This window comes from Streptococcus oralis, from assembly GCF_001579175.1.
Lineage (GTDB): Bacteria > Bacillota > Bacilli > Lactobacillales > Streptococcaceae > Streptococcus > Streptococcus oralis_O.
Genome location: NZ_KQ970762.1, coordinates 52,646 through 71,723 on the forward strand (window position 1 = coordinate 52,646; position 19,078 = coordinate 71,723).

Below are 19,078 nucleotides of genomic sequence, written 5' to 3' on the forward strand. Positions count from 1 at the left end.
TTAAGACAAAGCAAAAAGCCCACTGTTGTAGGCTTTCTGTAAGATATTTCTTAAAATTAAAGCATTTTGTTGTAGAATTCAACGACAAGCGCTTCGTTGATTTCTGGGTTGATTTCGTCGCGTTCTGGCAAGCGAGTCAATGAACCTTCCAATTTTTCAGCGTCGAATGATACGAATGCTGGACGTCCAAGAGTAGCTTCTACTGCTTCAAGGATTGCTGGAACTTTCAATGATTTTTCACGAACTGAGATCACTTGACCTGGAGTTACGCGGTATGATGGGATATCAACGCGTTTTCCGTCAACAAGGATGTGACCGTGGTTTACGAATTGACGAGCTTGACGACGAGTAGTCGCAAGGCCAAGACGATAAACAACGTTATCCAAACGACGTTCCAAAAGAAGCATGAAGTTGAAACCTAGGATTCCGCCTTTGATTTTTGTAGCTTGTACGAACAAGTTACGGAATTGTTTTTCACCTACACCGTAAGTGAAACGAAGTTTTTGTTTTTCAGCCAATTGCAAACCGTATTCTGACAATTTAGAACGGTTGTTTGGTCCGTGTTGTCCTGGTACGTAGTTACGACGTGCCAATTCTTTACCTGTACCTGTAAGTGAAAGGCCAAGGCGACGAGCTTGTTTCCAAGATGGTCCTGTATAACGTGACATGTGAATGTCCTCCTGATATAAATAATATTTCGGTGGAAATAGTCACTTAGAAAGCCCTGATTCGTGCAGATGCCCTTCGCCTAAACAGCCAAGGTTACTTGTCATAAGACACCTGTTGACGAGCTTCATGCTTTCCTGCTGCTATTTCACACAAAGGCTATTTTACCATGAAAAGCTAGATTTGTAAAGGGATTTTACGGCTTTATTTCAAATTGAGGCTGAATGTAAACTTGCTTCCTAAGCCATATTGACTTTCTGCTGTGATTTCGCCACCAAGCTGATGAGCTAGTTCTCGTGCAATCGCAAGACCTAAGCCATGTCCACCTGTCTTCATATTGCGCGAAGTTTCTACACGATAAAGTCGTTTAAAGATCTTTTCCAAATCCTCAGGATGAATCCCCTGACCCTCGTCTTTCACACTGATTGTCAGCTCTTGTTCTGTTAATTGGGCAAGAACCTCGATTCTGGTTCCTGGTTCTGAATATTTAAAGGCATTGTTTAACAAATTGACTAGAATGCGAGAAAGTTTGTCAGAATGGCTCTTGATTTTCGCTGACTCAGGTGATACTTGAATGTAAACATCCCGCTCCTCTTGTTCAATCTGGAGTTGAAATTCACTCATTGACTCAATCAGCAACTGATCTAAAAAGACCTCTTCGACTTCTTCATCAGCAGTATCTTGAGGTTGGGTGTTAAGAGTCAAAACATCCAATTCCTCCACTAGCTTGTTTAGACGCTCAGTTTGCCGACCAATCGTGGTTAAGTAGTGGAGCCGTTCCTCTTCCTTAATCACTCCATCTAGAATTCCCTCCACAGTAACCTGAATGGAGGTAATGGGAGTTTTAATATCGTGAGAGAGCTGCGCAATCATCATTCTCTTTTCTTGCTCGCTCTCATCAAGTGATTGAAAGGTGGCTTGCAAATTGTGGGACATGTCATTAAAAGCCTGGCCCAGCTCTTGAAATTCTAATGGTCCCTTGGTTTCAATTTCTGTGCTAAAATCCTTGCTTGCTATATCCTGAGCTTGTTTTTTCAAATGTTTCAGAGAAGAGAACACAGGCGACAAAAGAAAGATGCTCACTGCAGCGCCAATGAAACTAGCAATCAAGGTCATTCCAACTAGAAAGTAAACTTCACTTTTCTCGATCAACATTCGTTGGACTGCCCAGAAAACGACCAAAATCGTTAGCAGAGTCGACACTAGATACCCCACTAAAATATAGTTTTTTAATTTCATTTTCTACCTCTTGGCCTTTCCATCTTATAGCCCAAACCCCAGACAGTTTTGATAGCAGGAGCATTTGAATTTGTATACTTGGTCAACTCTTGCCTCAAAGCATGGATATGAACATTAAGTGTATTGGTATCATCCACATAGTCCTCTTGCCATACCTTCTCGTAAAGTTCCGTCTTTGAAAAGACTCTCTCGGGATTGCTGGCTAATATCCATAGAAGTTCAAAGGATTTTACTGTCAATTCCAAAGGTTGATCCCCAATGCGAACCTCATGAGTCACATGGTTGATTACCAAGTCACCAAACTCGATCTGTTCTGTCTCTCCTCCACGGCTAAGGCGACGCAAGATATTATTCACTCTTAAAACCAATTCGCGTGGGCTAAAGGGTTTGACTATAAAATCATCTGCCCCCAAACTTAATCCATAAATCTTATCCTGTTCGCTTGTCTTAGCAGTTGTAAAGAGGAAGGGTTGATCCGGAGCGATATACTGAACTTCACTGATAAAATCATAACCATCCATATTGGGCATCATGATATCTGTGATAATGAGGTCGATAGATTTTTTTCTGAAAAGCTCTAATCCCTCCTTACCATCATGGGCGACCAAAACATCGTAACCTGCCTGTATAAGATAGCGGTTTTGAATATCTAGAATATCTATTTCATCATCAACCAGCAAAATTGTCTTTTTCATCTGACACTCCTTCGATAAAAACAGTGTTATACTTGCTTTAGTATAACACTATTTTCTCTAATGTTTAAGTGATTTGAATCTTAATCTTCTCGTTTGCTTGTCAAACCCAAAAGTCCAACAAGCCCTGCCAAGGCTAGACCAAAGATGCCAAGGCCAGCTGTAGCCGTTTTAGCTTCCCCAGTATTTGGTAGCATCGCTTTATCATCTTTTTTCATCATATTAGCCATTGGGCTAGAAGCTGGTTGATCTACTTTCATATCTGACATATGGTGATTTGTACCCATCATACCCTCAGTCGTACCTGTAGAGCCTGTTTCAGAAGGCTTCGTATTCATCTGACCTTGTTGAGATGGTATTGTCGCCATTTCTTTTCCACGAAGCTGAATCGTTACTTGACGAGTAGCAATCAGATTGGTCAAATCAGGTTTGCCATCTTTAGAGCCATAGACTTTAACAGTAGCTAGGTATGTATGGGTTCCGTTAGCTCGAAGTTGCTCCAGCAAGGCCTGACCATCTTTGCCAACCGTATTGCCATTCAAATCCACTTCGTAGAAATATTGACCTTTAGCCAAGCCTTCAAGTGGCAATAGAGCAGGATTTTTAGCTGTTCCGTTGTCGGACCATGGGGCTTTGTCTGAAGCTTTTAACAAGAGGCGAGTCAACATACCATCTCCACCAAAAGCTTCGTATGGAATAACTTGGTTGACACCAGCCAAGAAAGGTCCAGGAACCTTAGCCTTATCAAGGTAGCTAGCTGGAACATCAATCATGTCTTTGACATTGTTAACAACAGAGTCTTTAACTTGATTTGGTGTGGTTGAACCATTCAAATTAACAGTCAAATCTTTAGTCGCTACGAGATTAGTTAAGTCAGGTTTGCCATCTTTAGATCCATAGACTTTAACAGTAGCTAGATATGTATGGGTTCCGTTAGCTCGAAGTTGATCCAGCAAGGCCTGACCATCTTTGCCAACCGTATTGCCATTCAAATCCACTTCGTAGAAATATTGACCTTTAGCCAAGCCTTCAAGTGGCAATAGGGCAGGATTTTTAGCTGTTCCGTTGTCTGACCATGGAGCTTTGTCTGAAGCTTTTAACAAGAGGCGAGTCAACATACCATCTCCACCAAAAGCTTCGTACGGAATAACTTGGTTGACGCCGGCCAAGAAAGGTCCAGGAACCTTAGCCTTATCAAGGTAGCTAGCTGGAACATCAATCATGTCTTTGACATTGTTAACAACAGACTCTTTAACCTGATTTGGTGTGGTCAAACCATTCAAATTAACAGTCAAATCTTTAGTCGCTACCAGATTAGTCAAGTCAGGCTTGCCGTCTTTCGCACCGTACACCTTGATAGTAGCTTTATAGCTTTGAGTACCATTTTGTTTCAAGAGGTCAAGCAGCTCTTTATCTGATTTTCCTTGGGTGCCTGCCAAGTCTACTTCATAGAAGTAAAGACCTTTGCCCAATTTCTCTACTGGTGGGAGAGCAGGATTTTTAGCTGTTCCGTTGTCTGACCATGGAGCCTTATCGGATGCTTTCAAGATAAGACGAGTTAACATGCCGTCTCCAGCGAAGAATTCATATGGAATGACTTGATTGACACCAGCTGTAAATGGTCCTGGGAAGTTAGCCTTGTCCAAGTAAGTGGCTGGGACATCTACTGTATCTTTGGTATTGTCAGCCACACCTTTTTGGACTTCAGCTGGAGTGGTCAAGCCATTCAAATTAACAGTCAAATCTTTAGTTGCTACGAGGTTAGTTAAGTCAGGCTTGCCGTCTTTCGCACCGTACACCTTGATAGTAGCTTTATAGCTTTGAGTACCATTTTGTTTCAAGAGATCAAGCAGCTCTTTATCTGATTTTCCTTGGGTGCCTGCTAAATCCACTTCGTAGAAGTAAAGGTCTTTGCCCAATTTCTCTACTGGTGGGAGAGCTGGATTTTTAGCTGAACCATTGTCTGACCATGGAGCCTTATCAGATGCTTTCAAGATAAGGCGAGTCAACATGCCATCTCCAGCGAAGAATTCATATGGAATGACTTGGTTGACACCAGCTGTGAATGGTCCTGGGAAATTAGCTTTGTCAAGGTAGCTAGCTGGGACATCTACTGTGTCTTTGGTGTTGTCAGCCACACCTTTTTGCACTTCAGCTGGTGTGGTCGCTGATTTCGCTTCACTGGCTTCACGGTCATGTCCAGAAACTGTAGGCACAGGACTTTCCACAGGTTTAACTGCATCTTCTGTTTGTTTCTTAGAGTCAGGTTGTGCTTGTACTTCTTCTTTTGGCGCTACTGCAAGCTCTTTAGCAGTTGCGTCCGCTTTTTCTGAAGAGCTTGTCGTATCCACACTTGCTTTAGGTGCTGAGTCTGCTTGTTCTGAAGGAAGAGCTACATCGACTGCTTTTTTGAGAACCTCTGCTGGTAAGTCGCTCTTTTCACTCACCGAAGTTGCGTCTGGCACGACTTGGGCAGGAGTTGGATTGACGATATCAGCACGTGCAGAACTTGGTTGACCAACTAGGACAAAGAAGCCACTAGCCACAACAACTGAAGCAACACCGACACTGAGACGGCGAATAGACCAACGAGTATATCTCTGATTTGGATTGAATTTCATAGGATTCTCCTTAGAGTTTTCTTTTTTTGATGACTCTAGTATAATCTCCTAAAATTAAAAAGGATTAAGAAAAAGTTAAAATTTTTCTTAAATCCCTCTTATAAAATACTTATATTGACTCGTTAATTATTGGAAAGAGAGTATCCCTTCCTCTTCTACTCAGTCAGCTCTGCCAAGGTATCCAAATGTTGGTTATTAATGACGGCCATGATGTAGGCATCTGCCTGCAAGAGGTCATTGGGTCCGAATTGGACATCCAGAGGAGCATTTTCGTAGGCACGAAAACCAAGTACGTTGAGGTTGTATCGCCCACGCAAATCCAACTGACTGAGGCTTTTATCTACCCATGATTGGGGGATTTTCATCTCGACAATCGATACATTCTTGTCCAGCTGAAAGACGTCTACGCTGTTATGAAAGAGGATGGTCTGTGCCAATGAGCGCCCCATTTCAAACTCTGGTGAGATGACTGCGTCCGCGCCAATTTTTTCTAGAACCTTTTTAGCTGTATGGCTTTTGACCTTGGCAATAACGGTCGGCACTCCTAGACTCTTGCAGTGCATAACCGCGAGAACACTGGACTCCAGATTTTCACCCGTTGCGACAACTACGGTATCACAGGTGTCAATCCCCGCTGATAGAAGGAGTTCTTCATCCGTGATATCTCCAACTACTCCACGCGCCAGCACAGGTTCAAATTGATTGATACGCTCCTCGTGGTCATCAATAGCAATGATATTCATGTCATGCTTGGCTAGGGCAGCCAAAACACTGCTCCCAAAAATTCCCAAGCCTAAAATTCCAATTGTCCGATCTGACATCGTTCTTCCTTTCTTATCCGATAGTGATATCTGCTTTCATATAGTGAATCGTATCTTTCTTGTCTGGCTGGTATTCTGCTACACTGACCAGTAGTGTCAAGGGACCAATACGGCCGATAAACATCAGCAACATAACGATACTGAGGGCTATCTTGCCTAGCTCTGGTGTTAAATTTGCCGTCACCCCAACTGTCGCAAGGGCTGAAATGGTCTCAAACATGAGGTAGATGAAGCGCGGATTTCCCTCTGCTGTTATCCCTAGTAGAATCAAGCCCAGCAAGAATGTTAGCAAGAAGATAATAAAGACACTGAAAGATTTTTGCACGGTTTGGGGTTCAATGGTCCTCCGAGCCACATTGGCATGAGGCAAGCCCAATAGTTCGCTACGAGCGAAGACCAACAAGACAAAGAAGGTCGTAATCTTGAGCCCCCCTGCTGTCCCTCCAGGCGCCCCTCCCAGAAACATCTGTAGGATATAGATGAACAAGGTAACTGGTCGAGCCTGGGTGTAGTCAATGGAAGCAAAACCTGCCGTTCTCATGCTGACGGTCTGAAAGAAACTAACCAGCAATTTCTCTGGAGCGCTGAGATTTCCAATCGTTCCAGGATTGTTCCACTCGATTAACAAAGTCGATACGGTTCCAAAGAGTAAAATTCCCGCCGTTAAAAAGAGAACCAACTTGGTATGGAAACGCAGGCGGCGTTTTTTCTTTTTTCCAAACTGGGTCGCTAAATCAAACCAGACCATAAATCCTAGCCCACCCGTGATAATCAAACCTGCAATCACTAGATTGATCAAGGGATCCGTTTGAAAGGCTACCAAACTCGTACTACCAAAATTATCAAATCCAGCATTGCAGAAAGCTGAAATAGCCAAAAAGATAGAGGTTAAAATCCCTCGTCCCCAACCAAATTCAGGAATAAAGCGGAAACTCAAGAGAAAGGCACCAATTCCTTCCACCAGAAAAGTCGTCAGAAAGATTGAGCGGATGAAGTCCTTTAGAGACTGGGTTTCCCCATAACTAAAACTTTCTTGAATAGTCTCACGGCCACGAAGACTGAGCTTTTGCTTGCCTTGGATATAAAAGATTCCGATAAAGGTCATGAGCCCCAAACCACCAATCTGGATCAAGATCATGCAGATCAACTGGCCCCAGATATTGTAAGTAGAGGCCACCGGCTGGGTGAAGAGCCCTGTCACACAGACCATGGACACAGTCGTAAAGAGATGGTCAAAGTAGGTCGCTTGTGACGTTGCTGCTTGCACAAAGGGAAGGCTTAAAAGGAGTGAGCCTAGGAGGATAACCAGAGCAAAACTTAAAAAGATGCGACGGGCTGGCGATAAACGTCCCAATGTCGTCTTGATTTTTTCCAAAAAAGATTTGAATAACATAACTACATTCTACCATAAAAACAGTAAGAGTACTCACATATGGTGCAAAATGGCAAGACAGAGTTCGAGTGCCTTATCAAAAGCTTCTGAGCCCCAGTCACGACTGTCGTAGTTATCTAGATCCGCCAAGGAATCTGCGGTAAAGAGCAGCTCTCCCCAGACAACCCCACGTAGTTGAGCTACTGCCGCAAGAGCAGAGCACTCCATCTCCACAACAGCACAGCCTTCTTCCTTGCGATAGGCAACCTTTTCAGCCGTCTCTCGGTAAAAACCATCTGTCGTCCAGGTCATGACCTCCTCGTAAGGAATGCCTCTTTGCTCCAAGACTTGCTCAATGGCAGAGACAGCCTCAATCTGCATCTCCATATAACGAGAAGGCGCTACATAATGGTAGCTGGTCCCCTCATCTCGCAAAGCGCGAACAGGAACTAGAAAGGCATTTTCCTCTATATCGGCTAGGACTCCACAAGTACCAGTGGAAATGATTTGCTCCACACCATAGCCAATCAACCAATCCATAAACTGGGCCGCTGGGGCAGAGCCCACGGGCGCCTGGGCCAGACAGATCTCCTCGCCCTCGTAGTTGAGGACGTAGACTGGATAAGTCTTGGTGGCCGAAACGAACTCACCAATACAGTCCGCCCCTACTTCCTGGGCGTAGCGGTCAATCTCCTCCTCCAAAAATGCATAGATACACTTCTTTGGCAACTTCAAGTCTAACCCCTCATGTGTTGGCATAAGGACCGCTTGGGGGTTATCATCAAACTCTAAAATGGGAATCGCATGCTTCTGAATCATCGCCCACCTCCTCTAATTTTGTACTATTGTATCAAAAGCTGACAGAGTGTCAAGGAGTTGTCTTTACATTTCCTCTAGTAACAACACAAAAATCTCCCTTCTCTCTCGAGAAAGGAGAATTTTGCTTATCCTTGTCCGCCAGGGGCTGGACCGTCACCTTGAGGAGCTCCATTCGGCCCACCGCCTCCAGGCATAGAATTGACGATTTCCGTTTGTTTCTCACCGTTGAGATAGATGTCCCCACCTGTGTAGGTCGCAGTTCCATCAAAGTCAAAACCTGTTTGACTAATCATTTTAATGGTTCCGCCGGTGACAGTGATATTCCCATTCGAGTCGATTGGGTCTGTATCTCCTTGACCAACTTCTACAGTCAGGTTCCCGCCATTCATGGTGAAGAAGATTTCACTTTGTTGGGCATTTTTGTTGGCCGCATTGACTCCATCATCTGTTGAATAGATGCTAATATCCCCTTCGTTGATAGTGATGGATTTCCCTTCAAGTCCTTCTGTCGAATTCTTGACGGTGTAGGTCCCACTATCGATGACGAGGTCTCCAGAAGCGTGGATGCCATCATCCCCTGCTGTAACGGTAATCTTGTTGTTAGATAGGTACATGGTTCCGACTGAAGTATCTTCATCATTGTCCACCTTGACTCCATCTTCTTTGGCATCGATAGTCATGGTCGTACCAGTGATGTTGAGTTCATCATTGACATTGAAGGCATCGCCAACTGCTGTGATGTTATAGGTTCCACCCATGATGTGGAGGGTGTCGTTAGCCTTGATACCATTGTTTTTCCTGCCATCTACATTGAGAGTTCCTTTCCCGTTTATGGTCAAATCCACCTTAGAAAAGAGAGCTGCGTCTGCTTTTTCGTCGCTGTTAGAGCTTGAGTCAGAGAGACTGTTGGTGGTTCCCTCTACTAGAGTCAAGTAGACATGGCCAGCTGATGTCGCAGAAATCGCTGCATTGGTATTGGTCATGGTCGCACCTTTTAGGACTAGATGAACATCTGCAGACTTATCTGCCTCGACCTTGATCTGCACTCCGTCAGACTGACCTGAAATTACATAGGTTCCAGATTTTGTGATGGTCACTGTTGATTCAGAAACTGTCACCCCATCTCCAGAGACGTTTGCTGATGAGCCAGATAACTCAATCTTAGAAGCTGTGCTTTCATCATAAGAAGTATCATTGTCCTTCTCTGTAAAATAGGAAGTTTGGTTTGTCTTTGTTGAAGTTGTTGCATTATTTGTCGTTGCCTTGGTATTGGATGTAGTTGCTGACTGGGAACATGCTGCCAACAGCACCATTGCCGTTAAACTCGTTGCGAGTAGGGTCCATTTCTTTGATTTCATACCTTTTTCCTCTCCTTCGTATGATATAGCTAGACAGTCTACAGAAGATTCCTGAAACGAAACTAAAACTTTTCTGAAAGTTTCCTTGAATTCAGTTTCACTCAGTATTCTTTTGAAAGGGCTACCAGAAACAATTTGAGAGTACTAAAATGCATTTAATAGTTTTTAAAAGCAACATCCCCAAGTGCGATGCCACTCTAATCAAAAAAGCCAAAAAGAAGAAAAATCTATAAGACCAAGATAAAGATTACAAAAAGAACAGCCCCAGCTGTTCTTTTTAATTTTCTTTCACTGGGATTTCCTTGATAACTCGCGCAGGATTGCCACCTAGGACAACATTATCTCCGAAGGATTTGGTAATCACAGATCCAGCTCCAGCAACGACATTATTACCCAGTGTCACCCCAGGAAGGACGATGACGCCACCTCCAGCCCAGAAATTATCTCCAATGATGATGGGCTTGCCGTATTCAACCCCTGAATTGCGTTCATCCGGATCCAGTGGATGGAGTGGGGTTAAAAACTGACAGTTGGGGCCAATCATGGCGTTGTTGCCGATGCGAATCGGACAAACATCCAGCATGGTCAAATTCCAATTAGAATAAAAATTTTCCCCTAGATGAATATTGACTCCATAATCGACCACCAGACGTGGATTGACATAGAGATTTTCCCCAGTTGAACCAAACCAAGTCTTGATAATCTCCGCTCCCTTCAAGAGATCTAACTCCTGGTTGAAGGCAAACTGTTTTTGGCGAGAAGCCTGCGCCAAGGTCCGTAATTCAGGATCCGACGGACGGTAAGGCTCCCCTGCTATCATTTTCTGGTATTCACTGGTCATCTTATCACCTCATACTCACTTTGGACCCATCATATCAAAAAGCCTTTGAAAGGTCAAGAATAGCCTGCTTTCTAGACTCTCGAAACCATTCCCCATCCCAACTCAAAACAACTTGCTTGACAAAAGCTTAACTTCATGGTTTAATATACCCCATAAGGGTATATTTGGAGGTGCCTATGTTTCACTTATTATTTACAAAAATTGACAGTATTTCGACCAGCGAGTTAGAAGCTAAACTCAGAGAACCGATTCAGCTACTGGATGTTCGGACGCCTACGGAATTCCATAGAGGTCATATCAAAAATGCCAAGAATGTCCCTCTATCCGAAATCGGCTCTTATGCACCAGCGACAAAAGAAGCGCTTTATGTCATTTGTCATTCTGGTGTGCGAAGCAAACTAGCTGCAAAGAAGCTAAAGAAAAAAGGCTACGATGTCATCAACGTCCGAGGCGGTATGAGCGCTTGGACAGGCAAGGTCATCTAGAAGCATAAAGGAGAAATTTAATGAAAATTATCATTGTCGGGGGAGTGGCAGGCGGTATGTCAGCAGCAACCCGCCTCAGACGTCTCATGGAAGACGCTGAAATCACTATTTTTGAGAAAGGTCCCTTTGTTTCCTTTGCAAACTGCGGACTTCCTTACTATGTTTCAGGAGAAATTGCAAATCGTGATAGTTTATTGGTCCAAACTCCTGAAAGTCTCAAGGCACGGTTTAATCTTGATGTGCGACCATTTCACGAGGTCATCAGCATTTCGCCAGCAGAGCACACTGTGACCGTACGCCATGATGGACAGGAATTCACAGAAAGCTACGACAAGTTGATCCTCTCCCCAGGAGCTAAACCATTTGTTCCTACCATTGAAGGTTTGGCAGAAGCTAAGAATGCCTACACGCTTCGCAATGTCCCCGATCTTGACGAGATTATGGCTGCCTTGGACAATCATCCAAAAGAAGCTGTCGTTATCGGTGCAGGCTTTATCGGGCTTGAAATGGCTGAAAACCTTGCGAAACGTGGATTGCAAGTTACTATCGTTGAGAAAGCACCCCATGTCTTGCCACCATTAGATCACGAAATGGCGGCCTTTGTCCAAGCAGAATTGCTGGCAAACGGTGTTCGCGTTATCACTTCTCAGTCTGCGACTCGATTTGAAGACCAAGGAAAAGTCATCGTTCTCGAAAACGGTCAAAAGATCACTTCTGACCTCACCATCCTTTCTGTCGGTGTTGAACCTGAAAACGGACTGGCCAAAGCTGCGGGGATTGAACTGGGACTTCGTGGTGGAATCCTGGTCGATGAACATTATGAAACCAGTCAAAAAGATATTTTTGCAGTTGGGGATGCCATCGTCGTCAAGCAAGAGATTACGGGCCAAGACGCTCTCATCTCACTCGCTTCTCCTGCCAATCGTCAAGGACGCCAAGTGGCGGACGTCATCGCAGGACTTGGTCGTACAAACAAGGGAAGTATCGGCACTGCGATCGTTCGTGCCTTTGATATGACAGCTGCTTCGACTGGTCTCAGCGAGCGTATCCTTAGCATGAATCAACTTCCTTACAAGGCACTTCATGTCAGTGGAAAAGACCACGCTGGTTATTATCCTGGCGCTACTGATATGACCTTGAAGCTCCTCTTTGACCCAAACACTGGAAAAATCTATGGTGCCCAAGGAGTTGGGAAGAAAGGTGTTGACAAGCGAATTGATATCCTAGCAACTGCTATCAAGGGAAATCTCACCGTCTTTGACTTACCAGAATTGGAGTTCACATATGCGCCACCATTTGGCTCTGCCAAGGATCCCGTCAATATGCTGGGTTACGCAGCCTTGAACCTTATCGAAGGTCTCAGCGACAATATTCAATGGTACCAGCTCGAAGACGAACTGGCTAAGGGAAAGAAATTCCTAGACGTGCGGACCAGTGGCGAATTCCAAAGTGGTCGACTCAAAGTCGACACCATTCATATCCCCCTAAACGAACTACGGGAACGCTTGGATGAACTAGACAAGAACCAAGCCTACATCGTTAGCTGCCACAGTGGTTTGCGCAGCTATATCGCAGAGCGTATCCTCAAGCAAGCAGGATTTACCGTCCAAAACCTTGACGGCGCTTATTCACTATACAAAATGGCTAAGCCAGAAGGAGTAGAATATGCTAACTAATATCAGCATGGCTGACTTTTATGAAAAATATCAACATGAAAATCTAGATCTTATCGATGTCCGTGAAGTACATGAATTCCAAGCAGGACATGCACCAGGTGCCAAAAATCTTCCGTTAAGTACCTTGGAGCAAGGCTACAAAGAACTCAAACCTGACCATGAATACCATGTCATCTGTCAAGGTGGAGTGCGTTCTGCCTCTGCCTGTCAATTTCTCAGCACCCAGGGCCTCACCGTTACCAATGTAGAAGGTGGTATGAATGCTTGGCCCGGTCAAGTAGAATAAGCAAAAAACCGATTAAGGAACTTAATCGGTTTTTTCGTTTTTACAACTCAATGATATGGGGCTCGTAACCAATCGCTTCTAAAAAACGAAGCAAATCTACGGTATCCAAAAAGAGGGTTTTCTCGTTGGTATTGGGGTGAAAACTCATCCGTTTTTCCGACATGATTTCTTTGTCGAAATAAACTTGAATGTCCTTGTCGGTATTATTGAGCAAGCCAAAAGGCGAAACAACTCCTGCGGGCAAGCTCATTTTTTCAAACAAGCTCTCAGACGAGGTCATCCGAACTCTATTAGCTCCTATTAGTTCTTTCAAGAGGTCCATATCCAGACGCTTTTGATCATCCATGATTAGCAGATAGTAGGCTATTTTCTTTTTGTTTGTGAGAAACATGGTCTTGGTACGGACACCTTCGATTCCCTCGATAAAACTGTCTGCCTGCTCGGTTGTCAAGGCTGGCTCGTGCTCCACGATATCAAAGGGTATATCTAGCCCATTTAGCACCTCTACAACTTTTTCGTATGCTTCCATCTTCTAGCCTCCTTTATCAACTTGATAGTCCCCAAAAGTGGGTTATTTTCGTTTGATTAGGTACTGAACAGCCTTTTCCAAGCGTTCCTTTTGAGCCTCAGGGTCGTCTAGCGGTTGGTTGATGCAAGCAGTGAGATTTTCGGTAATCATCATCTCAATCACGCGCTCAACACTGGAGCGCACCGCGGTCAACTGGGTAATGATATCTGCGCAGTCACGATCTTCATCGATCATCTTTTGGATCCCACGCAACTGGCCCTCTGAACGTTTCAGGCGTGTTATATACTTTGAGTTTGTCATTGATTTATCCTTGGTCACTTTTTCTTCATTATATCTCGAATAAGGTTCTTTGTCAAAATTCTCATCCTATCTGTCTTTATAGGAGACAACCTTTTCTTTGTATTGGCTAGAAAAGATTACTGAACATGAAAAAGGAGAACTAAAGCTGTTCTCCTCGAAGCACGATCAGGAAATCAAGTTTCCGATTAGTTATGCCTTATATCTTAGACAAAAAGGCTAGGATTACTATCCCATAGACCAGAACTAGGGTCAGTCCAAATCCGATACCAAACCACTTGTAAAACTTGTCCATCCCGCTATAGCGTTCGACATAGGCCCTGTTCGGCTTGTCTGGATCGTACCAAACCGTCAGCTCCGAATGAAGAGGAAAATGGGTCTGCATCAATCGTTTGAAGGAAACAAAGGAGTTGCTGTAGCGAGTGATCGATGGCGCCAGCATTTCTTCTCTTGTATAATCATTTGAAACCTTAGTAGGCCCCCACGGAGTTGTGACCGTTTTGATCATAAAATACTGCAAGGTTTTCTTATAAGTAATCCCATCCACCGTGTATTCAACGATAGGTGGATAACCCTCACGAAAACGACTATAGCCAACAACCGTTCCCTCTACAGATGACTGGGCAAGCCGTACCATCTTCCGATCTCGAAGATAGAGGTAGAGGAAGGTCCCGCATACAAACACAAAAGATAGGAGAGTGACGACTGTCCCAACTATCAAACCAATCATTTCTTTAGTCATATGAACTCCTCCAGTTATTCTATAGAGTGAAAGCCCAAAGAAGGAACTCGTCCAGAATCGACATCGAATCTACTCTTCGGATTTTTCTTTTGACTCTTGTTCTTTCAAATCTTTCACAGATTTCGATACGATATCTCTCATCTGTTCGTCAGTAAGCCCTGGAATCTGATAATAAGAATTATTGGACTCGCTTTTTGACGGCCGTGTTTCTGAACTTTCGGTTTTAGAACTTTGTTCAGTCGAAGACGAGGCTTTCGACTCTGAGGAACTGGATTCTTTCGTCTCAGAGGAGCTAGATGACTCAGACTCCGAAGACCTAGACTTTTCAGGAGCTTTAAAATCAATCTTAGGTAGCTTGTCTACTTGATTCACCTTTACGTTCGACTGTTTCACAGGTTTATAGGATAGTCCGAAAGACAAGAGTAAGGCAATCAAGGTCCCAATACCAGCTAAGGTTCTTTTATTGGCTTCAGCCGAGGGAACCTTTACTCCCTTTGTTCGGTGTCAGACGAGGTGCTAGATTCTGTAGCTAAAGCCTCTCTCGTCCTTGTGTTATAGTAGACGGATTGCTGGCATCCTTGGCCTATATAAATGATTTTTCTCATCTTACATTTCTCCCTCTTTCCCTCGGCTACCGTCCTGTAATGTCTCCATCAGCTCCTTGAACAGTCGTTTGCGCGTTTTCATCCGAAAATCATAGACTATATATGTAAGAATACCAATCCCTAACATGTACATAAGTAAAAATTGAAAATCAGAAACAGTCAGATAACGATAGGCTGAAAAAATCGTTATTAAAACAAAAATGTAGCCAACTACTGTCAACGCCCTAGATTTTCTCCTAAGTGTTTTGATATTGGCTTTTGTGAGCCGGACTTTTCTAAATCTATCTGTCTTCATGTTACGTCGGGTAGATTTGGCAAGGAGAATGGTCCCGAAAATCAAAAACAGAGACATCAAGATAAAGAAAAGCAGATTGAAAGGTGATGAGACATCTCCAAAGGTTTGGTTGAGCAACTTCGACAGCCGTTGCAAGGAATAGATTGCAATAGGAGCTGCAATGGCTGAATAATTCATGCCTTGTTTTACACTGTAGAATACTTGATTCCCCAAATCATAATAGATAAAAGAATTCTCCAGAGGTCCCATACTGATTAAATTTTTTACACTTGTGTCCATCTATTTCCTGTCTCCTAAACTCAATACGGATGTTCAAACAGAGTTCTACTTTCTCTTAAAAGCATCGTGACGACGATTGCCAGCAGTCTAGCCGATTTTTGGCATTTGCTTCCTAGAGAAAGAAAAGTTTATTAGTATTATAGCATGAACCCCCAGAAAAGGGAAAATATCCCCGGCAGATACCTTTGCTAGATCCAAGAAAGGGGTCGTCATTTCATAAAAAAGCGAACAAGTTCGCATTCTAAAAACAGAATACGAGCTTATCCGCCTTTTCCTATGTCTCTAAAATAAATGATATGTTTTCCTCGTCTCATCGTGCCAAGCGAATGCGGGTCACAATCCCATCTGGGTCTACAAGATCCAACTCACTCGAATTTAGCCATTTGATCGGTGCTTCTAGCTCTTGTGCTTGCTGAACGATGTCCAAGAGTTCTTCCTTGCTTTCGACCTCAAGGACGTAGTAGGCCAAGCCTGGTAAGCCTTGCTCACGCGGAGCCAGCCCTTTTCCAGCCCATTCGTTGACAGCCAGGTGGTGATGGTACTGACCAGCCGCTATCCAACTAGCACTAGGAATGCTAAATTTATCTTCTAGTCCTAAGACCTTTTGATAAAACTGGCTCGCCGCACGACTATCCTTGACCGATAGATGAATATGCCCCATTCTCGTCCCTTCAGCTAGGACAAAGGGATCCACCTTTTCTCCTAACTCATAGATGTCCTGTGCCGCAAGGGCTTCGGTCACACCGATAATGCGACCATCTTCTCGAATATCCCATGAAGACACTGGCTTATCACGGTAGAGTTCAATGCCATTCCCTTCCAAATCCTCTAGATAAATCGCCTCGCTGTATCCATGATCTGCACCCCCAACCAGAGGGATCCGCAAGTCACTTAGGTGTTTCAAGACATCTGCCAAGGCTTTTCGTGTTGGCAATAAAATCGCTAGATGGTAGAGTCCATAATGATCCCTTACTTCCCCAGCTTTTTCTGCCTGAATCAAGTGGACCAAGGCTTTTTTACCAAGTCTCAAAATCGCTTCCGTCTCCGTTTGCGATAAAATCTCCAAGCCAATAATCTGGTGATAAAAAGCCGTTTGACTCGTCAAATCCTTGACATTTAAAACCACCTCTGCTAGGTAAATATGGCTTTGGTAAGCATAAGTCATCGGGGTGTCTCCTTTTTGTTGTAACTTTTTAGATTACATCAATTATACACTATTGAGATAAAATGTCAACGAAGACAACTCAAAAGAGCTGGAAACCAGCTCTTCTTTTTATTTAACAACAAGCTCGTAGCGAGTTTTGCTGGTGAAAGTTTCCCCTGCTTTGAGAATGACTTGGTCTTTAAGGTCACTGTGAATGGCATCTGGTAAAGCCTGCGCTTCAAGGGCAATCCCATTGTGCTGTGCCATTGGCTGATCTCCTATGATGACACTCTCATCCACAAAGTTTGCTGTGTAGACCACAAAGCAAGGGGCCTCTGTCTTGAAAAGCAGGAAACGACCTGAGTTTTGGTCATAAAGGAAACCAGCATTGTCATGACCTGCAGGAAGAGCAAATGGGTGATCCAAACCAGATACCAACTGGATTTGCTCATCTTCCTCTGCAAAGATATCCTTCAACAAAGCACCATTGTAGATGTGTTTCACCACATCACGATCAACATCTGGAGTTTTTGCTGGAACACCGTCGGGAGCGATTGGGTAAATGCCCTCCGTATTTAGCTGGAAGACATGGCGGTCAATTGTCTGCGTGAAATCACCAGACAAGTTGAAGTAGCTGTGATTAGTTGGATTGACAAGCGTATCCTGATCTGTCGTCACCTTATAGCTGACTTCGTAGGCACCAGTTTCTTCCAAGTGGTAGCTGATCCAGATCTTGAGGTTACCAGGGAACCCTCCTGTCCCATCTGTACGCTCTGTGTAGAGGGTCAAGCCATTGTCGCTCACTTCTACCAATTCAAACAAGCTCGAATCCCAACCTGTTGAACCACTGTGGTTACAGTTGCTAGCATTGTTGACCTCAAGATTATAGGTCTGGCCATTGAGCTCAAATGTCGCACCTGCAATACGGCCCGCTACAGGACCTACACTTGCTCCATGCTTGGGACTATTGCCTACATAGCTAGCAAAATCATCAAAGCCTAAGATAACATTGGCAAAATTTCCAGCCTTGTCAGGTGTGACATAGCGCAAGATGGTCGCACCATAGGTCATGATCTCTAGCTGGTAACCACCATCAGTCTCAAAGCGATAGGCCAAGACATCCTTGCCCTCATGATTTCCAAATACACGCTCTGTGTATGCTTTCATTTTCATCTCCTTTTTTCTATTTCTATTAAGTAAACAAACCATAGAGAGTGTATGCACCATCTATGGTTGTAGTTTCTATTTTCAGAATCCTTTGTCAGAAAACCTTGAGTCTCTTCTTAACAAAAAGGGATTCTTCTATTCTTGTTTTATGCTTTTACACGTTCTTTCCATGAAGTTGCTGTTGTTTGAAGAACTTTATTGAGTTCGTCAATGTTCTCAAAACCTGTTGTGCGAAGCCATTCACGAGCTGCTGCTTCACCGTCTTTGATGTAGGCTTCAACTGATCCAGCCCAGGTTGCACGTCCGCAAAGAACTCCGTTGAAGTTTGCGCCTGATTCATGAGCAAAGACAAGTGTTTCTTGGAAGAGTTTAGCTGAAACACCAGCACTCAAGTAAATGTATGGCAAGTTCGTTGCTTCGTCTTGTGCTTTGAAGAAGGCTGCTGCTGCTTCACGAGTATGGACGATTTCACCATCACCAAAGCCTTCAACGTATTTGACGTTAACTGGAACTTCCACTTTCAAGATATCGATGTTAAAGCGTGGGTCTGAGAAGACCTTCATAGCACCGATAACCTTGTGTGGTTTCACTTTGGCATATTCTGCAGAACCTGCGTCCGCAATTTTTTCATCGTAAGCCAAGATTTCAAGGAAGAATGGAATGTCTTCCGCCACACACTCTGAACCAATACGTTCGATGTAGGCTTGTTTTTCTTGGTTGAGTTCGTCAGCGCTGTCTACGTCATAGTAAAGCAAGAACTTAACAGCGTCAGCGCCTTGTTCTTTAATACGTTTGGCAGACCAAACATCCAAGCAGTCAGGCAAGCGTTTGGTGCTTGTTGTGTCGTAGCCAGTTTTCTCATAAGCAAGGAGAAGACCAGCATTGGCATCAAGCGCTTTTGTAGCTGGAAGACCATATTCTGGGTCTAGAAGCATTGATGAAGCATATTTAGTCAATTCATCTGCTACCAAGACTTTGAGTTCTTCCATTTGAGCCACTGTTGGCTCTTCTGTTTGGTATTGAGCCATGAGGCGTTTCAAAGCACCACGTTGGTCAAAGGCAAGAGCTGAGATAACGCCGTTCTCGTCAGAGAGTTTTTGCAAGCAAGCTACTTTATTAGGACTTAATTGTAATTTACTCATAG

General features: G+C 43.9%; 19 protein-coding genes and 1 pseudogene. 3 read left to right on the plus strand and 17 right to left on the minus strand.

Going from position 1 to position 19,078, the window contains the following annotated elements; translation table 11 throughout:
• Positions 1–56: 56 nt before the first annotated feature.
• From rpsD to SORDD24_RS09690, 9 genes are all read right to left on the minus strand, one after another.
• Positions 57–668 (minus strand): 30S ribosomal protein S4, encoded by a 612-nt coding sequence (gene rpsD, locus SORDD24_RS09650; RefSeq protein WP_000092756.1) that lies wholly within the window; start codon positions 666–668, stop codon positions 57–59.
• Positions 669–870: 202 nt separating this feature from the next.
• Entirely contained in the window at positions 871–1,905 is a 1,035-nt protein-coding gene (locus SORDD24_RS09655) for a sensor histidine kinase (RefSeq protein ID WP_000769394.1), read from the minus strand.
• The gene (locus SORDD24_RS09660) at positions 1,902–2,600 is read right to left on the minus strand and encodes a response regulator transcription factor (RefSeq protein ID WP_049506218.1); all 699 of its coding nucleotides are present in this window, start codon (positions 2,598–2,600) and stop codon (positions 1,902–1,904) included. The genes SORDD24_RS09655 and SORDD24_RS09660 overlap by 4 nt, the downstream gene beginning before the upstream one ends.
• A gap of 80 nt (positions 2,601–2,680) precedes the next feature.
• Positions 2,681–5,218: an SSURE domain-containing protein gene (locus SORDD24_RS09665; RefSeq protein ID WP_061409907.1), complete on the minus strand. Its 2,538-nt coding sequence runs from the start codon at positions 5,216–5,218 to the stop codon at positions 2,681–2,683.
• Between the two features lie 155 nt (positions 5,219–5,373).
• On the minus strand, positions 5,374–6,039 hold the full coding sequence (locus SORDD24_RS09670; RefSeq protein ID WP_061409909.1) for a potassium channel family protein: 666 nt from the start codon (positions 6,037–6,039) through the stop codon (positions 5,374–5,376).
• Between the two features lie 13 nt (positions 6,040–6,052).
• Positions 6,053–7,432 carry a TrkH family potassium uptake protein gene (locus tag SORDD24_RS09675; protein WP_061409911.1) on the minus strand — a complete coding sequence of 460 codons (1,380 nt, stop codon included), beginning with the start codon at positions 7,430–7,432 and terminating at the stop codon, positions 6,053–6,055.
• 33 nt (positions 7,433–7,465) lie between these two features.
• On the minus strand, positions 7,466–8,230 hold the full coding sequence (locus SORDD24_RS09680) for a nucleoside phosphorylase (protein ID WP_061409913.1): 765 nt from the start codon (positions 8,228–8,230) through the stop codon (positions 7,466–7,468).
• A 125-nt stretch (positions 8,231–8,355) separates the two neighbouring features.
• Positions 8,356–9,588 (minus strand): carbohydrate-binding domain-containing protein, encoded by a 1,233-nt coding sequence (locus SORDD24_RS09685; protein WP_061409915.1) that lies wholly within the window; start codon positions 9,586–9,588, stop codon positions 8,356–8,358.
• A gap of 277 nt (positions 9,589–9,865) precedes the next feature.
• Positions 9,866–10,429 (minus strand): sugar O-acetyltransferase, encoded by a 564-nt coding sequence (locus SORDD24_RS09690; RefSeq protein ID WP_061409917.1) that lies wholly within the window; start codon positions 10,427–10,429, stop codon positions 9,866–9,868.
• 176 nt (positions 10,430–10,605) lie between these two features.
• Between SORDD24_RS09690 and SORDD24_RS09695 the strand changes: the two genes are divergently transcribed.
• From SORDD24_RS09695 to SORDD24_RS09705, 3 genes are read left to right on the plus strand one after another with little or no spacing between them, the layout of a single operon-like run.
• Positions 10,606–10,914 (plus strand): rhodanese-like domain-containing protein, encoded by a 309-nt coding sequence (locus SORDD24_RS09695; RefSeq protein WP_061409919.1) that lies wholly within the window; start codon positions 10,606–10,608, stop codon positions 10,912–10,914.
• 20 nt (positions 10,915–10,934) lie between these two features.
• Positions 10,935–12,590: an FAD-dependent oxidoreductase gene (locus SORDD24_RS09700; RefSeq protein ID WP_061409921.1), complete on the plus strand. Its 1,656-nt coding sequence runs from the start codon at positions 10,935–10,937 to the stop codon at positions 12,588–12,590.
• Complete coding sequence (locus SORDD24_RS09705; RefSeq protein ID WP_061409924.1) at positions 12,580–12,876, plus strand: rhodanese-like domain-containing protein; 297 nt, start codon at positions 12,580–12,582, stop codon at positions 12,874–12,876. The genes SORDD24_RS09700 and SORDD24_RS09705 overlap by 11 nt, the downstream gene beginning before the upstream one ends.
• A gap of 40 nt (positions 12,877–12,916) precedes the next feature.
• On the opposite strand, the gene SORDD24_RS09710 is transcribed toward SORDD24_RS09705, so the two are convergent.
• The 8 genes and pseudogenes from SORDD24_RS09710 to lacD all read right to left on the minus strand — a co-directional run bounded on the left by SORDD24_RS09710 (position 12,917) and on the right by lacD (position 19,076).
• A complete protein-coding gene (locus SORDD24_RS09710) occupies positions 12,917–13,405 on the minus strand; it encodes a prolyl-tRNA synthetase associated domain-containing protein (protein ID WP_061409926.1) in 489 nt (162 codons plus the stop codon).
• A 42-nt stretch (positions 13,406–13,447) separates the two neighbouring features.
• Positions 13,448–13,705 carry a metal-sensitive transcriptional regulator gene (locus tag SORDD24_RS09715; protein ID WP_049484505.1) on the minus strand — a complete coding sequence of 86 codons (258 nt, stop codon included), beginning with the start codon at positions 13,703–13,705 and terminating at the stop codon, positions 13,448–13,450.
• Positions 13,706–13,901: 196 nt separating this feature from the next.
• Positions 13,902–14,444, minus strand: a complete 543-nt coding sequence (locus tag SORDD24_RS09720; RefSeq protein ID WP_061409928.1) for a DUF3592 domain-containing protein — start codon at positions 14,442–14,444, stop codon at positions 13,902–13,904.
• Positions 14,445–14,513: 69 nt separating this feature from the next.
• Positions 14,514–14,942, minus strand: a pseudogene (locus SORDD24_RS11860) (hypothetical protein); the annotation flags it as partial.
• Between the two features lie 108 nt (positions 14,943–15,050).
• Positions 15,051–15,623 carry a hypothetical protein gene (locus SORDD24_RS09730; protein WP_061409932.1) on the minus strand — a complete coding sequence of 191 codons (573 nt, stop codon included), beginning with the start codon at positions 15,621–15,623 and terminating at the stop codon, positions 15,051–15,053.
• A 310-nt stretch (positions 15,624–15,933) separates the two neighbouring features.
• Entirely contained in the window at positions 15,934–16,788 is an 855-nt protein-coding gene (locus tag SORDD24_RS09735) for a VOC family protein (RefSeq protein ID WP_061409934.1), read from the minus strand.
• A gap of 108 nt (positions 16,789–16,896) precedes the next feature.
• Positions 16,897–17,934 (minus strand): aldose epimerase family protein, encoded by a 1,038-nt coding sequence (locus tag SORDD24_RS09740; RefSeq protein ID WP_061409936.1) that lies wholly within the window; start codon positions 17,932–17,934, stop codon positions 16,897–16,899.
• Between the two features lie 146 nt (positions 17,935–18,080).
• Entirely contained in the window at positions 18,081–19,076 is a 996-nt protein-coding gene (lacD, locus tag SORDD24_RS09745) for a tagatose-bisphosphate aldolase (RefSeq protein ID WP_061410109.1), read from the minus strand.
• Positions 19,077–19,078 lie beyond the last annotated feature (2 nt).